This window comes from Candidatus Avelusimicrobium stercoris (genome assembly GCF_002437085.1).
Taxonomy (GTDB): domain Bacteria; phylum Elusimicrobiota; class Elusimicrobia; order Elusimicrobiales; family Elusimicrobiaceae; genus Avelusimicrobium; species Avelusimicrobium stercoris.
This window is the reverse complement of sequence record NZ_DJOA01000027.1, coordinates 74,384-89,410: the sequence shown is the minus strand read 5'-3', so window position 1 is coordinate 89,410 and position 15,027 is coordinate 74,384. Positions and strand designations below refer to the sequence as shown.

General features: G+C 48.8%; 9 protein-coding genes. 5 read left to right on the top strand and 4 right to left on the bottom strand.

Annotated features, from left to right (window positions below):
* Positions 1–160 precede the first annotated feature (160 nt).
* The 4 genes from B2118_RS04520 (at position 161) to B2118_RS04505 (ending at position 5,299) form a co-directional block, all read left to right on the top strand.
* Positions 161–1,408, top strand: coding sequence for a glycosyltransferase family 87 protein (locus B2118_RS04520; protein ID WP_428053577.1), 1,248 nt, complete (start codon positions 161–163; stop codon positions 1,406–1,408).
* A 47-nt stretch (positions 1,409–1,455) separates the two neighbouring features.
* Entirely contained in the window at positions 1,456–2,835 is a 1,380-nt protein-coding gene (locus B2118_RS04515) for a hypothetical protein (protein WP_428053575.1), read from the top strand.
* Between the two features lie 83 nt (positions 2,836–2,918).
* On the top strand, positions 2,919–3,929 hold the full coding sequence (gene gap / locus B2118_RS04510; RefSeq protein ID WP_428053573.1) for a type I glyceraldehyde-3-phosphate dehydrogenase: 1,011 nt from the start codon (positions 2,919–2,921) through the stop codon (positions 3,927–3,929).
* 485 nt (positions 3,930–4,414) lie between these two features.
* Positions 4,415–5,299, top strand: coding sequence for a hypothetical protein (locus B2118_RS04505; protein ID WP_428053571.1), 885 nt, complete (start codon positions 4,415–4,417; stop codon positions 5,297–5,299).
* A 65-nt stretch (positions 5,300–5,364) separates the two neighbouring features.
* Here B2118_RS04505 and B2118_RS04500 read toward each other — a convergent pair whose 3' ends face one another.
* Positions 5,365–6,237 (bottom strand): hypothetical protein, encoded by an 873-nt coding sequence (locus tag B2118_RS04500; protein WP_428053569.1) that lies wholly within the window; start codon positions 6,235–6,237, stop codon positions 5,365–5,367.
* Between the two features lie 14 nt (positions 6,238–6,251).
* Complete coding sequence (locus tag B2118_RS04495) at positions 6,252–6,707, bottom strand: hypothetical protein (protein WP_428053567.1); 456 nt, start codon at positions 6,705–6,707, stop codon at positions 6,252–6,254.
* 145 nt (positions 6,708–6,852) lie between these two features.
* On the opposite strand from B2118_RS04495, the gene pyk reads away from it, so the two are divergent.
* Positions 6,853–8,274: a pyruvate kinase gene (gene pyk, locus B2118_RS04490; RefSeq protein WP_428053565.1), complete on the top strand. Its 1,422-nt coding sequence runs from the start codon at positions 6,853–6,855 to the stop codon at positions 8,272–8,274.
* 319 nt (positions 8,275–8,593) lie between these two features.
* On the opposite strand, the gene B2118_RS04485 is transcribed toward pyk, so the two are convergent.
* Together B2118_RS04485 and B2118_RS04480 are read right to left on the bottom strand one after the other, a co-directional pair.
* Positions 8,594–9,979, bottom strand: coding sequence for an MFS transporter (locus B2118_RS04485; protein WP_428053563.1), 1,386 nt, complete (start codon positions 9,977–9,979; stop codon positions 8,594–8,596).
* 320 nt (positions 9,980–10,299) lie between these two features.
* Positions 10,300–14,889: a hypothetical protein gene (locus B2118_RS04480; RefSeq protein WP_428053561.1), complete on the bottom strand. Its 4,590-nt coding sequence runs from the start codon at positions 14,887–14,889 to the stop codon at positions 10,300–10,302.
* Positions 14,890–15,027 lie beyond the last annotated feature (138 nt).

Below are 15,027 nucleotides of genomic sequence, written 5' to 3'. Positions count from 1 at the left end.
GGCCCCGTGGTGTGCGAAGTGGTCTGCACCGAAAATTATACCTTTGCGCCGAAACTTTCCACGCGCAAACTGCCTGACGGCACGATGATTAGCCCGTCCTTGGAGGATATGTATCCCTTCCTAGACCGCAAAGAAATGGAAGAAAATACCATCATTTAATATGTGGACTAATATTAGGGAGTTTTGGCTAAAAGAAATTACGCCGGAAACACGGGTGAAACGCTTTTGCCTGGTACTTCTGGCCGGGATGATTCTCGCCCTTGCGGTTTGCACGGTAAATTTGCTTTTGCACCGCGCGTATTACCCGTATGTTACCTTTCTGTTTGACCCGCGTTACCGCTTTAACGATTTTTACGACACCTTGCAAATCGCCCTCGGCGAGCAGAACGGCAATTATTTCCCGTTCTTTGTATGGGCATTACAAGGGCTTAAATTCTTGCCGGAAAAAGTCTCGCTCTATACAATGCTAGTGGGGGGATCCGCGCTCTATTTTTGCCTTGCCTCCTGGGCGTTTTCGTTTCTCAAACAAAAATGGTCCGCCGCCGCCATTTTTACGCTGTGTTCCTTTCCGCTTCTCTTTGCGCTGGACCGCGCCAATACGGAAATCCTTTTATTTGCCGTTTGCGCCGCTTTTCTGCTGTGCTACCAAGCCAAACGCTTTTGGGTGGCGGCCCTGCTGCTCGCCCTGGCAATCAATATGAAACTTTATCCCGCCGTCTTCCTTGTGCTTTTTATGGCGGATAAACGCTATAAGGAACTGGCTGGGACGGTGCTTTTTAGCGGCGTTCTGCTGGCGGTAGGGTGGGCAAGCGGATTTGGTTTTGACTCCTCCGGGTTTGCCGGGTTCAATCTTTGGCACCAATTAATGCCTTTGGGGTTGCAGTTTTCCCACTCGTTTTTTAATCTAATCCGGGTGCCCGTATTTCTGCTGACGCAAGTCCAGGGTTCGCCCGAAAGTTGGGAAGCCTTGCTGTGGTTTTCCCGCCACACGATGCCCTATTATGCGGTGTTTGCCCTGGGCTTTTTTGCGGTTACCAGCGCCTATACGCTGTTTATAAACCGCCGTTTGGCGCGCGCCGCCCTGCTGCTAACGCTTAGCGAAGTGTTTTTGCCGTTTGTATCGTATGATTATACCCTTATCCAACTGGCTCTGCCCACGCTGTTCCTTTTAAAAGACCCGCAAGAAAAAGCCGATAATTTAACGGTTTTCCTGCTTGCTCTTTTGTTCGTGCCGATGAACCTGATTAGCCATTGTTTCTTATATTCGTACTTTGATTTTGTGATGAATTTGGGCTCCTTTTTGCGGCCTGTAATCAGCCTGGTGCTACTGGTGCATTTGATGCGGGATTTTTCCTTTGCGAGCCTAATACAAGGCATAAAAAAGTATTATGGACCCAAGGCGAAATAGGCCCTTTGGCCCTTGTTAGCGCCGGGCGCAAGTGTTAAAATATAAGTATGAAAAAATATACCTTTTTAACTTTGGCGTTTTTACTGTCTGTGTTGGTGCCCGCTTCGGCGGAGGCACAGGTACCAACGGTTAGCCGCGGGGCCCGCGCCGCAACCCAAGTGTCTAAGGCCTCGGCAAAAGCCGTCAGCCGCTTGCCTTCTGCCGCCTTGCCAACTAAGGTAAAAATTCCCTCGGCGGTTGCTTTTCCTACGGCCCCGGTTGTACCGTCCACCCCGGCTTTGCCCCGCGTTGCGCCGACGGTTCCGGCTAATGTTTCTGGGGTTTCCAGCAAGGCCCAATTACAGCAGGCTCTCTCCAAACTTCAACAGTTAGAGCAGGAAAACCTGCGCCTTAAAAATATTCTGGCTACCGAAGTCATCCCGAAAGACGCCTATATCTTTCAGGCGGTGGAATCGGGCAAGGCCGCGGCCAGTTTAAACGGCACGAACATTTTTTCCGGCACCGTAGTTTCTATTCCCTATAACGGGAAGAACGAAGTTTATGGCGTTATCGCCACGCACGCAATCGCTATGTCGTCCGGCGAAAAAGACGCCCTGCACAAAACCTTTACCGCCATTGTCTATAAAAACGGCTTGCCGCACGAGGCAACCGTAGAAGTGGTGGCCTATTCGCCTAAGAGTATGCTGGATATGGCGCTAGTCAAATTTCCGGCGGATATTGAGCCACTGTTAGCCCCTTATTCTATTAGTGAGGGTGCGCCCTATTTGCAGGATAATCTGCTTTCCAAGGGCTTTACGCACTCCTCCGCTGCCGCCATCCCAGAACGCCAGGTTGTGGGGGTAACGCCGATTTCTATCCGCACGACGATTTCTATGCCGGCTGAAAAACGTCCCGGCCTGTGCGGAAGCGCCGTGTTAAATGACAAGGGCGAACTGGTGGGCATCCATACGGGCAGTGTACACCACGCGGAAGACCCCGCACAAGATGTTGCCTACGCCACGCACGCACATTATCTTTATAAATTGGTGGAAGCCTATCACAACAACGGCGTTGCCAAAATTCCCTTTTATTTTGACGATAAGCCCATTTTTGATATGGATATTGACGAATACCTGACGGCGGGCTCCTTGCTGGACGAAAACAAAAAAGCCATTAAAAACCTGACGTTTGAAAGCAAATTTTCATACAGCAAAATTAAAAAGGCGATTGAAGATAAGCCCGAGAGCCGCTATTTGCAATTAACCACGCGCCGCGCCCTGTGGGACAAAGACGGGCAGGCGCTTATTGAAGGGCGCACCAGTTCCGACCACAGCATTAAAACGACATACGTGTACGATTTGAAGGAACAGAAATTAATTAAAAAACGCCAATCGGTATATAATCCCGCTACGAGAAGAGATACCAAAATTGACGTGCCGCTTGACTAACCCTATTTAACGGGGTACACGAACGGCTCAAAAAATAGTAAAATATTTACAGAAGTAAAAAATCTATGGAGGGTGTAAACAGTATGATTAAAGTTGGTATTAACGGTTTTGGCCGCATCGGTCGCTTCGTATTCCGCGCGGCGCAAGAACGCAAAGATATTGAAATCGTAGGCATCAACGACTTGTGCCCGGTTGACTATTTGGCTTATATGCTCAAATACGATACGATGCACGGCAAATTTAACGGTACCGTGGAAGCGGACGTTGAAAAATCCGAACTCATCGTCAACGGCAAAAGAATTCGCGTAACCGCTTGCAAAAACCCCGAAGAATTGGCTTGGGATAAAGTGGGTGCCGAATATGTAGTAGAATCCACCGGTTTGTTCCTTACCCAGGAAAAAGCGCAGGCCCACATTAAAGCCGGCGCCAAATATGTGGTAATGTCTGCTCCGTCCAAAGATGCTACCCCGATGTTCGTAGTCGGCGTAAACGAAAAGACCTACAAAAAAGGTACCCAATTCGTTTCCAACGCTTCCTGCACCACGAACTGCTTGGCTCCTATCGCCAAAGTTTTGAACGACAAGTTCGGTATTAAAGAAGGTTTGATGACCACCGTACACTCCACCACCGCCACCCAGAAAACGGTTGACGGTCCTTCTATGAAGGATTGGAGAGGCGGTCGTGCCGCTTCCGGCAACATCATCCCGTCTTCTACCGGCGCTGCCAAAGCCGTAGGTAAAGTAATTCCTGAACTTAACGGCAAATTGACCGGTATGTCTATGCGCGTGCCGACCTTGGACGTGTCCGTGGTTGACCTTACCGTAAACTTGGCTAAACCGGCCTCCTACGAAGAAATCTGCAAAGCGATGAAGGAAGCCTCCGAAGGCGAACTCAAAGGTATTTTGGGTTACACCGACGAATCCGTCGTGTCTTCCGACTTCTTGGGCTGCCCGCTTACGTCTATCTTTGACGCCAAAGCCGGTATCGCTTTGACCGACACGTTTGTGAAAGTCGTATCTTGGTACGATAACGAAATCGGCTACTCCAACAAAGTGCTTGATTTGATCGCCCATATGGCTTCCGTAAACAAATAATCTTATTTGCTACAAGAGAGGGTTCCCGCAAGGGGGCCCTCTTTTTTTGTGCAAAAAGTCGCTTATGGGGTTAGTTTGACGTATAATATTAAAGAGTTGACGGCAGCCAAATTGGTGCCGTCTGCCGACGGAGAAGAGACGCAAATTTTCACGCGTCAAAAATAAACTTGCAAAAAAATAAAAAAAGTATTGCATTTTTTTCAAAAATAATATACACTATTTGTATCTATGAAAAGCAAAAACCTTTGGACTATGATTTCTGTTTCCATTTCCGCTTCTGAAAAGAAGACGGCCGTTTTCGCTTCTGGTCTATTCAATCTATTTTGTATGGTAAACCTATTTACCATTATTATTAAAAATAGTTTAAGTCCGGAACCATCAGTATTGTAATTGTAGTTTTTATTTTTTCACCCCCCGGACTATTAAAAAAAGTTCGGGGTTTTGTTTTTTTAGAAAATGTACTCAAAACAAAAGGATAAAACAAAATGAAATACATAAATATACTTCTCGCTACGCTTCTTTGTGCGGCTACCGCGCCTTATGTTCAGGCGCAGAGGTTTCCTGTAAAGCCTACTAAAATGAAGGTCTTCAAATTGCCCGTGGGTACCCTTCCCAAAGGCGCAGTACCGGGCATTAAAGTAAAAATACCTTATAATAATCCGCAATTTAAGGCTAAGGTAATCCAATTGCCAGTTACCCAATTAAAAGTGGCAGTAAACCAAAAGGCAAAAGAACTCCAAGTGAAATCAGCCCAACAGCGCGCCGCCGGTATTACCCCGCAGCAGGTGTGGATTGATGAGGTGCAAAAATACCGTGCGGAATTATTGGCTTCCTATCATTTGCCGCAAAACTATATTGAGGGTTTTTATATGCGCCGTATTGACCCATACAGAAGCAGACCGGAACGAATTTATCAACCGGACAAAGAATCCGACAAAGTACTTTACCGTGGGATGATTATCACGCCGGAAGAATTAACGGCTATTTTAAAGAAAGGCTTTTCGCCCAAGGATTCCACTTGGAATACGGGAACCGATGAAAGGGGGGCGGCGGTTAGTTTGTCCTCTTCGTACAACGAAGCCAGCCACTATATCTTTCAAAGCGGATATAAAAAAGATGGAATTGGTGTGGTGTTTGTTGTCAAACGCAAACCGACAATGGAACTTGGCAAAGATCCCAAGTTGAACTCCACCAAGACCATTTATTATTCGTACGAAGATATCCCGGCGTCGGACATTTTGGATGTCTATATCCACGGGGAATACGGCCCGGAATCGCTGAGCCAAATCGTGGAAAAAATCAATGCAGGTACCACCCGCCCGCATACCAGTTGGACCAACCAATTTGACAGCGGCGGCTTCCTCCGCTAACAACAAGAGATATGTAAAAAAAGCCCCGGCTGATGACCGGGGTTTTTTATGGGTCAATTTACCGCTTATTTGGCTTCTTTAAAAATGTGGCTAAACGATAACGACACGCCCACATAAATATTTTCGCCGCGGGTGCCAAAATATTTGGCCTGCGCCGTGTAATAACTGATAAACGGAGCCAAATATAAGTTTTTGTAGAGTTCCACTTCCAAACGCGCATCCGCGGTAAATTCATAATCTAAGTCGGTCTGGCGCGTTTCGGATTCGCTTAAATAATCGCGAAACAGAGCGGAGTATTTGGCAGTTACGCCCTCACGCACCGGCTGCTCAATTTTAAACCCTGCTTCCCAAGCCAATTTGGTGGAATTGGGACTGTAAGTAAAATCGCGCTCGCCCACCACCGCGGCAAACAAACTCTTTAAGTATTTGCCTTCAAACATTTTTACGCCGGCCGTACCGCGCAAAATGCGGGTGCGGGGGGCATTGTCGGGCTTGGTAAATTCGGTTTCGTAGCCCAAGTTAGCAAACGGGCCCGCTTCAAAACCGCCCAAAAAGTTTTCCACCTTCCACAAGCGTTGGGTGTAACCCGTGGTGAACAAAATTTTGTCGGCGTTTTCGTTGGTTAAGGTTTCGCCTTCCACGGGGCGGATTTTCGTGCGGCCGTAGTCCATTAACAGTTCGTTGGTCCACAAGTAATGTTCGGCGTGGTAATCGGAAATAGCGTCCAAGTTGCCGCGCACGGCGGTTTGGGAGTCGCCGTTCAAGCGTGCGTCGGAAAAGTCCTTATATTCCTGGGCGTGTTTTACTTCGGTGGAAGTTACGTCAAGGGCGATTTTTTTTAGTTCAATCTGCCAGCCCCGTTTGCCGTCCTGCGCGTGCAAAACGCCGCAAAAGGACACCAAGGCAACCAGCAGTAATGCTTTTTGCAAAAGTTTCATAATTCTCCTGGGGATTAATCTTCTAGTTTGTAGCGGATACGCAATTTGCCGTCTTGATAAGACCAACTGATTATTTTAAAATGCCCGATTTCGCGGGTATTTGTAACGTGCTTGCCAATGCAGGGGCACACGTCATACCCACCCACGCGCACCAAGCGCACGGTGTTCCCGGCTTCGGGCGGCAAGCGGGATAAATCCACACTTTTTTCCGCCACCTCGCGGGGGAGTTCCTCGGCGGTTACGGGCAGTTGCCCGGCAATCACGTCGTTTACCATATCTTCCACCTCGCGCAACTGTTCCTCCGTCGGAGCCGACGGCAAGAAATAATCGCACTTGGATTTATTCTTTTCAATATGGTTGGTTAAACTCCGCTCGCAGCCGAACAGGCGGACCATCGTCTGGTTCAAGATATGTTCGGCGGTGTGCATCGGGGGAAAATAATCTTTTTTAGGCTGCAAAGACGTATCCATACGGTATATTTTAGCGAATTTAAAGGGCGTTTTCAATTTTCTAGTACAATAAACCTATGACAACACGCTCCAAAAATAATAAAATAATAACAGAAGGGGATTTGCCCCTCTCATATAGTTAGATAGAGGAAATAAAATTAAGATTATGCCGAAAAATACTGACTTTTGCAAAATCGTCGCGACCATCGGTCCCGACACCAGCGATGAAAAATCCATTGAAGCCTTGGTAAAAGCCGGCGTTTCCGTGTTCCGCTGCAATTGCAGCCACGGTTCGTTGCCTGAATACCAGGAAAGAGTAACCAACATCCGCAAGATGGAAAAGAAATACAACTGCACCTTGGGTATCTTGTTTGACTTGCAAGGCCCGAAACTCCGCGTTGGCACGTTTAAAGATTACCGCATCCACTTGAAGGAAGGCGACAAATTCCGCTTGGATATGAACCCGGAACCCGGGGATCAGACCCGCGTTTGCCTGCCCCACAAAGAAATTTTTGCCGCTATGAAAGACGGCCTGGAACTTTTGCTTAACGACGGCGTAGTCCGCTTGCGTGTGGATGCCCACACCGCTGATACCGCCGACTGCACCGTTATTGCGGGCGGCGAACTTTCCAACAAAAAAGGCGTAAACGTACCCGGCGTAAAATTGCCGCTTTCCGCGCTGACCGCCAAAGATAAAGAAGATTTGAAAATCGCCGAAATGTTGGGCGCCGATTTCATCGGTTTGTCCTTCGTTCAGGAACCGGAAGACTTGATTGAATTGCGCAGTTTGATGAAATCCAAAGCGCACATCATTTCCAAAATTGAAAAGCCCTCCGCCATTGAACACTTGCGCGAAATTATTGACTTGACCGACGTTGTAATGGTTGCCCGCGGCGACCTGGGTGTTGAAACCAGCCCCGAACTCGTCCCAGTCTTGCAGAAGAAAATTGTTTCCGGCTGCCGCAAAGCGGGCAAACCGGTCATCATTGCTACGCAGATGTTGGAATCTATGATTCACAATATTATGCCCACCCGCGCCGAAGCCTCCGACGTGGCTACCGCCGTTTACGACGGTGTGGACGCAGTAATGCTCTCCGCCGAAACCGCCCAAGGCGAACACCCTGTGGAAGCCGTTACCACGATGCGCCGCATTATTGAAACCGTAGAAAAAGACCACCGTTACCGCAAAGGCCTTTCCTTGTTGGAACGCAAAAATGATTCCACCAAAGAAGGCGCCATCACCACGGGTGCCGGCATTGTGGCCACCAACTTGGATACGGCCAACGTAATTGTAACATTTACCGATTCCGGTTCCACCACCTTGCGTGCTTCCCAACAACGCGCCGGCGGCTTGCCGATTTTGGCCCTTACGCCGAACGTAACCACCGCCCGCCAGTTGGCTGTGGTATGGGGCGTAACGCCGATTGTCATTGACAATTTGAAGAACTTTGACGATATGACGCGCGAAGCCAAAAAAGCCGTCCTCGCCCAAGGTTTAGCCAAAGAAGGCGACAATGTAGTAATAACCGCCGGTATTCCGTTTGGTAAAGCCGGTACAACCAATATGCTCTACGTTATGAACATCTAATTAATTATATTGGTTGATTGATACGCCGCCCACTCCCGGGCGGCGTATTTTTTGCCTAAAAACCGCCTGGATAGTAAATCTCGTTAGGAAAATTAAACGCACTAAACGGCCGCAGCATGGGTGGATAGCACCTAAATGCCGTGCTAATGGGCGTTTTTGCGCAAAGAAAGGCACATTCTTTATAATGGAGGCTTGTTTTAGGCGTGGCCTTTTTTAGTAGCCAAGAAACCCTTTTAGATAATTTACAGGAAGAACCGCTATACGCAAAAAACCCCTAGGATTAGTCCCAGGGGTTTTTAACTAAGAATAACAGTAAATGTTATTTATTATTTTCAGCAGCAATAGAGGAGGCTTCCTTCTTCCAAGTGGTGGCAATAAAGCCCATTGCGATGATACACGCAATAATGCAGGAGAAGTACACGCCTTTCCAGCCGAAACTCTTGCTGATGTACGCAGCCCCAGTGCTGGACAGCATAGCACCGAAGTAACCGAACATACCCGTAAAGCCGCATGCGGCGGAAACGGATTCCTGTACGGTTACGCGGGACGCCTGTACACCACCCGCGAGGTTCTGCGGGCCGTCCACAAAGAAGCCGATGAACGAAGCAAGCAAGGACGTCCAGAAGAACTGGTCCGTACCGGCCACGCAATAAAAGCCCCAGCAACTGGCAGCCAAGATGACCAAGTAAATAATGTTCATTTGGGTGCAGCGGCCCTGGAAGAATTTATCAGCCAAGTAACCAGCCACAATGCCGCCCGGCATACCCAAGAAAGGCATCCACTTCATAGCGGACACGGCGCCGTCGGGCGTAAAACCGCGTTCTTGCGTTAAGAACATCGTACCCCAGTCCAACGTGGCAAAGCGTACATAGTAAATAAAGATGTACGAAATGGCCAAGGCCCAGAGGAACGGGTTTTTAAGAACGTGTTTTTTGAGGATTTCCCAGTGGGAAAGAGTGCTCTTTTCCTTCACGGGCATCACGTCGTTTCTGTAAACTTCAATAGGAGGCAAGCCCACAGTGGTGGGTTTATCGGTCAAGAAGAACATTAAGAAAATGCTGTAACAAATACCCATAAAAGCAGGTACGATGAAGGCCATTTTCCACATATCCAATTTGAGCAGGTAAGAAATCAACACGCCCACAAAGAACGCGCCGAACGTGTGGGAAGAAGACCACAGCGTCCATTTGGTCGCTCTTTCAGAGGGGGAGAACCAGTACACCAAGCCTTTGGCTACCGGAGGAAACCCCATAGACTGCGCCACACCGTTCAAGCCCCAGGCAAACGCAGCCAAGGCTACGAGCGGCAAGGTAATGCCCATATTGCCCAAGAAGGTTTGGAATTGCGGCAAGAAGGGGAACGCCAAGTTAATAAGCGAAGATACAAACAACCCCAAGGCCATTACGCCGCGGATGTTGCAGCGGTCCGCCAGCACGCCACTTAAAAATTTACCAATACCATAGGTAAGATAAATCGTCGTGCCGATATACCCCAACTGAATTACGTCCAAGCCAAAGTTTTGGCTCAGCGCAGGTTTTACATAATCCAAATTTTTGCGGGTGAAATAAAACAAGGCATAACCAAAGTACATGCCGAAGAACATCTTAATACGCCAGTTACGGTACAAACGCTTAATCTGTGCCTCGTCGGAAATAGGTGTTCCGTCCGGCAAAGGTTTAAGCCAACCTACTAATTTTGCGAACATTCTTGTCTCCTATTTATAATTTAACGTGCAAAAGCCGCGCGTCAACACTCTCCGGCGCTGGCTTCCCGCCGGGGCGCTCCCTCGATTAGAAAGTGGACGAGCAGTAATGCAGAAGTTTAAGCAAATCATTTGCTTACATATCAATTATAACATATATAGGGAGTATAAAATCAAGTGTTTTCACCGTCGGTAAAAAAGATTTTTTCGCGCATTTTTTAAGGTTATTTTTGATGCCTTTTTTAATGCGTTTTTGACTCCATTTTTACGCACAAAAAACCCCGGGCTTTTTAAGGCCCGGGGTAAGGTCAAAAACAACTTGTTTAATGCTCCGCAACCGGCATATCCGGATAGCCTTTCAACACATCGCGCAACTGTAAAATATCAGCCGCGGAGGTCGGTCCGGCGTTTTCCTGCAACATGTTGTGGTTCTTATCCAGCGTTTTGAGCGCACTGCAAATGCGATTCAAGCGCTGAGTTTGTTCCAATACGCGGGGGGAATCGGCCGGGTTGAGTTCGGCGTATTCCTGCAAGGCGCGTTTGGCTTCGTTCTGGTACTGGATGAACAATCTGTACGTACCCGCACTGGTAGTGCCGTGTTTGATATCGGCGGCCAACTGGTCCAGTTCGTTAATCAGCACGAACACATCTTCAAATCTGCCCTTGTCCATAGATTTGACTTTCTTTTTGGGCATCAATCTGGCGTACCACGGTTTAGCGGCTTCGGACATTACCGGTCCGTTGTACATACCTTCCGGCACATAGGCCAATTTGGTATCTTTGGCAGTTGTATCAATTCCCGTCAAGGAATCGGAAAGTTGCTTATATTCACGGTTAAGCATTACGGACAGGTGGTTCTTTTCCAACATCACCCCGTAAGACTTTACAATGTTCTGCAACTTCTGCAACGCCGGCATCACCGTGGAATTGCCTTCCACTTCGCCGATGGCCACCAAGCGGTTGTAAGACTGGGTCATTTGTTTGAGCATATCCGTCATTTTATGCTCGGAACTCACACCGTAGTCCACCATTTGTTTTTCCAGTTTGGAAAGCGTACCGTTCACTTCGGACAGGCGTCTGTACGAGTTCTTTTTGCTGATACCGAAGGAACCCGCATTAACCTTGCCCGCTTCAATCGTTTCGGTCGTAATCTTGGTCTTGCGGAACAGGCCCAAGAAGTCCTTGGTCAATCCCCAGTTGCGCGCGGCCAAAATGCTCGCCACTACTGCGGAGTAACCCAAGATAATGCGGTTCATCCCCAAGGTAAACCCTTCGCCCGCATTGCCCGTCAAGGCGGAAACCTGATTCACCAAGTCCATCGCCCACTGCGGCCCCATATCGGCAAAGCCGAAAGCGATAGCGGACGCGGTCAAAATACCAATCAAACCGTGGGAGTTAAAGACGGAATAATCTTTACCCGCCAAACTGCCCCAAGTTTTTTCGCGGCGTTCAATGCGTTTCAACTGAGCCTCTTTTTCGGCTTCGGTCAAAGAGGTATTTTCCTGAACGGCAACCTTTTCCTTCTGCATTGCCGCAGAAACCATATTCTGCAAGCGGACGGAATCCAACTGACCGGGCACAGCCGTAGCCATATAGTGCATAATACCGAAACCGGCCGTAATTAACGCCAACGGGCCTGAATACGGCATAAGGGCAATCCCAGCCGCCGTGGCGGCCAACAACGGAAGCGAAGCGCCCGTCAATTGGTCGTCCGTCATTTTCTTGCTGGAAACCTGTTTAGAGGCAAACTTACGGGTCATAGCCGTGGCAAACATAAAGCCGGCCACCAACCATTGCCCAACATCGTTACCAAGCACAGCGTTAGCATCCTGGGAAAGCATCATCAAACTGGCCGCATAACTGGCATACACCAATTTCACACGGCTGGCAATGTCTTTCACGTCGCGCGTATTTCTAAAATTCTGTTTATATAAGGCCTTATCTTCGGCTTCTTCCTTAGCCAGTTGTTCTTTGGAAACTTCCGGCACTTTGGCAGCGGCTTTTTCCGCAACTTTGCCGGACGCCTTTACGCCTTTACCCATTTTGTAAATAGGCGTATTGAGGAAGAGCATTTCGGACGCGGCCAACAGCGCAAGGCCTACCGGCACAACAATCGTAAAGTTTAATCCGATAGAGGCCAACGCACCCGTAGCCGCCGTTAAGGCCAAGCGGGACCATTGTTTATTTTCAGAGAAGTCCAAGTGCGCCGCCGTGCGGGCAACCGGGTTCTTATAGTAGTTAAGCAAGGTCTGAATAGACGTATTGGCCATACTCGCGCCCAACACAAGGGCTACCGTCGGCAAAGACAGCGAGAGCAAGGACAAGGTCTTTACATCTATCGTACCATACATCCCAAGGCCCACTAAGGCGAAGGTCAAAGCCGCAGCGGCGCCACCATAAATCAACTGAATCGTGTTTTTATGGCCGATTTTCGTCATAAGCGGCATCAATTTGGCTGCCACTAACGGGGTAAAATACCCGATACCACTGACCAAGTTGGACATCAAGCCCGAATAACCCGGCAGAGATTTCAAGGCGGATTTAAACGGCCCCGTCAAAGAAGCACCGGCGTCATTGCCCACAAAGTAAGCGTGCAAGGTCAGGAACTGTCTTAAAGAGTGCGGCTCGTTGAGTTTAAGTTCCAAGTTGAGGCCTGGGTTCTTTTCCAACATATTGGCCATAGCCAACATATCAGTAGAGTTATACGGCGTATCAAGCGGGACCTGTACAGAACCATTGACCTGGATTTCTTCCAAAAGTTTGGCGGAGCGTTTGTTCGCACGGACCGCGGCCAAATTGCCGGACGGCATTACATATTTCCACTGGCCGGATTCATCCAAGGCAAGTACAAAGCCTTTGGGGATAACCAAGCCCGGTTTTTCAGACAAACCAAATTTGGACAAAAAGCGGCTGTACCAAGAAGCGTGCGGCTGGGACAAAATGCCCACCGGGGCGCTGCTGAGTTTGCCGGAGGCGGAGCGGTAATAGAACGGAATATTGTTGGAATAGAAGACGCCTTTTTTGGTTTCTTTACCCGTAATTCTGTTCTTGGACGCAAAGCCCGTCGGGCGGCAAGAGGAAACGATTAACTTTTCGTTGATATCGGGCATAGACGGTACGATACCCGCAAAACTTTCCGTTTCCAAGGGCAAAACTTTTACATTATCCCACGCACTTTGGACTTTCTTTTCCCAATTCGGATCGGAAATAATCGTTTCCAATTCCTTTTCAAAGGAAGATTGTGCCATAGCATCGGACACCGCGGCAATTGCCGTATTTAACGATTGGGAAGCATACAAGTGATACAACGCCTTACCCAATTCTTCGGGATTTTCTTTTTTAGATTCAATCCAGCGTTGGGTTTCCACCGGCATTTTGCTGATGGCTTCGTTAAATTTACCTTGGTTATACAAGGACACTAACGCCTCTTCTTTGTACTTTTGCGCGGCGGCGCTTTCCAAAATAGTGCGCAACTGCGTGGCCAAGGGGTATTCTTTGGATAAAATGTTTAAAGCCGTATTATTGGCGGCGCTTTCGGCATCGTGGGTGAACCAGCCGCGCACGCGGCTCGTTACTTTGCTCAGCCATTTGGGGCTGACCGGAACGACGCTGCTATATACCGTGCCAGCATTGGAGGAAGCGGCAGGCGTTTCGGCCACGGTGGCTTCGCCTTCCGTAGCAGCAGGCGTATAAGCCACGTGCAACCCGTCCGGCAAGGTAATATCGCCCAGTTTTACATCTACTTTCGGCGTTGCGGAGCCCGCAAATTTACCGGAGGTTTCGGTTACGGGATCGGCCACTACTTGACCTTTTTTACCGTTTAAGGCTACCCAATCGGCCGTGCCTTTGGCAGAAGCGTCCAAGTGGCGGGCGTTTAATTTACTCCAATAAGTAAGCGCCGTGCCCGCATTGGGGGCCAATTTGGCGGAGTTCATTTGCGCGGCGGTTACCTGGGGGAGCGTTACGGGCAGATTGTTAGCCGTAACATATTGGCTGACACCAGCCCAAAAATCGCCATACAATTTACCGTTAATCGCGGAAAGTTGGGCCAATTTTTCAAGCCCCTCATACGCCTGCAACGTAAGGAGCGAACGGCCGATGACCACCTCGCTGAACGTTTTTAAGGCTTGGGGGGTTTTGTTATAAGTATCTAATAAAAGGGAAGCATCCTTGGCAGAACCGTAAAAGCCCAAATCCGCGGCGGCAGCCATTGCCTGGCCCCAAGCGGACAAGTCTTTAAGCCCATCGGAATTAGCGGGCAGACGGCCGATATCCGCCATTGTTACGTCTCTGTTTAAAGCAGAAGAAGAGTGGTAGTCGCGCAGAACGCGCACATACGTTTCTTTGGCAAGAGAGGCCTGTTTTTGCGTAGTGGCAAAGCCCTTTTCCACCGTTACGCGCGTATAAGCGTTTAACAGCAGTTGCTCGTGGGCGGAAGCGGTGCGCTGTACATTAAAAATTTGTTTAAATACGTCGCCCGCATCCTTGGAGGAAAATTCCTTTCCGTCCAAAAGGGTGTTGACTTCTTTTAAGGTTTTAGAGGGAACGACCGCAGCCGCGGCTTGTGCAGCATCAATACTTCTGTTCAACGTGGCAGACAACTGCGGGTTTACACCAACCGTAGGAGCGACAATTCCGCTGGGAGTAACGGAACCTTGCCCATAGGACGGTGTAACATTTGGGGTAGTAATAAGGCCCCCAGGGACAACACCCTTTACCTTTACCCGGGCACTGGCTCCGGCGCGGGCGGCAGCCGCTTTGCCGACTTGTTTTCCAGCGGCTTCGGCTGCCTTTTCGGCAGATTTTACCGCTTTGCCACCGTTTTTGGGTACTTTATACAACTGGGCAAAGGAAGGTGTAAAACTCCCGAAGATGAGCGTAAAACTTAAAACTAACGAGATTAATTTATTCATATACTTGTCTCCCAAGAAGTACACTTCTACTTATATCTTTATACTATCACAAAACCCGACGGATAACAAGGGCCAAAGGTCCCATTTTATATATGGGTCCTTGGGCCTATCTCCGTCGGTAGTGGCTTACAATTATTA

Bases quoted from the DNA above. Each gene is read 5' to 3' on its own strand.
- B2118_RS04500 (WP_428053569.1), bottom strand. From the start codon at position 6,237: ATGAAACTTTTGCAAAAAGCATTACTGCTGGTTGCCTTGGTGTCCTTT.
- B2118_RS04505 (WP_428053571.1), top strand. From the start codon at position 4,415: ATGAAATACATAAATATACTTCTCGCTACGCTTCTTTGTGCGGCTACC.
- B2118_RS04485 (WP_428053563.1), bottom strand. From the start codon at position 9,979: ATGTTCGCAAAATTAGTAGGTTGGCTTAAACCTTTGCCGGACGGAACA.
- pyk (WP_428053565.1), top strand. From the start codon at position 6,853: ATGCCGAAAAATACTGACTTTTGCAAAATCGTCGCGACCATCGGTCCC.
- B2118_RS04495 (WP_428053567.1), bottom strand. From the start codon at position 6,707: ATGGATACGTCTTTGCAGCCTAAAAAAGATTATTTTCCCCCGATGCAC.
- B2118_RS04480 (WP_428053561.1), bottom strand. From the start codon at position 14,889: ATGAATAAATTAATCTCGTTAGTTTTAAGTTTTACGCTCATCTTCGGG.
- B2118_RS04515 (WP_428053575.1), top strand. From the start codon at position 1,456: ATGAAAAAATATACCTTTTTAACTTTGGCGTTTTTACTGTCTGTGTTG.
- B2118_RS04520 (WP_428053577.1), top strand. From the start codon at position 161: ATGTGGACTAATATTAGGGAGTTTTGGCTAAAAGAAATTACGCCGGAA.
- gap (WP_428053573.1), top strand. From the start codon at position 2,919: ATGATTAAAGTTGGTATTAACGGTTTTGGCCGCATCGGTCGCTTCGTA.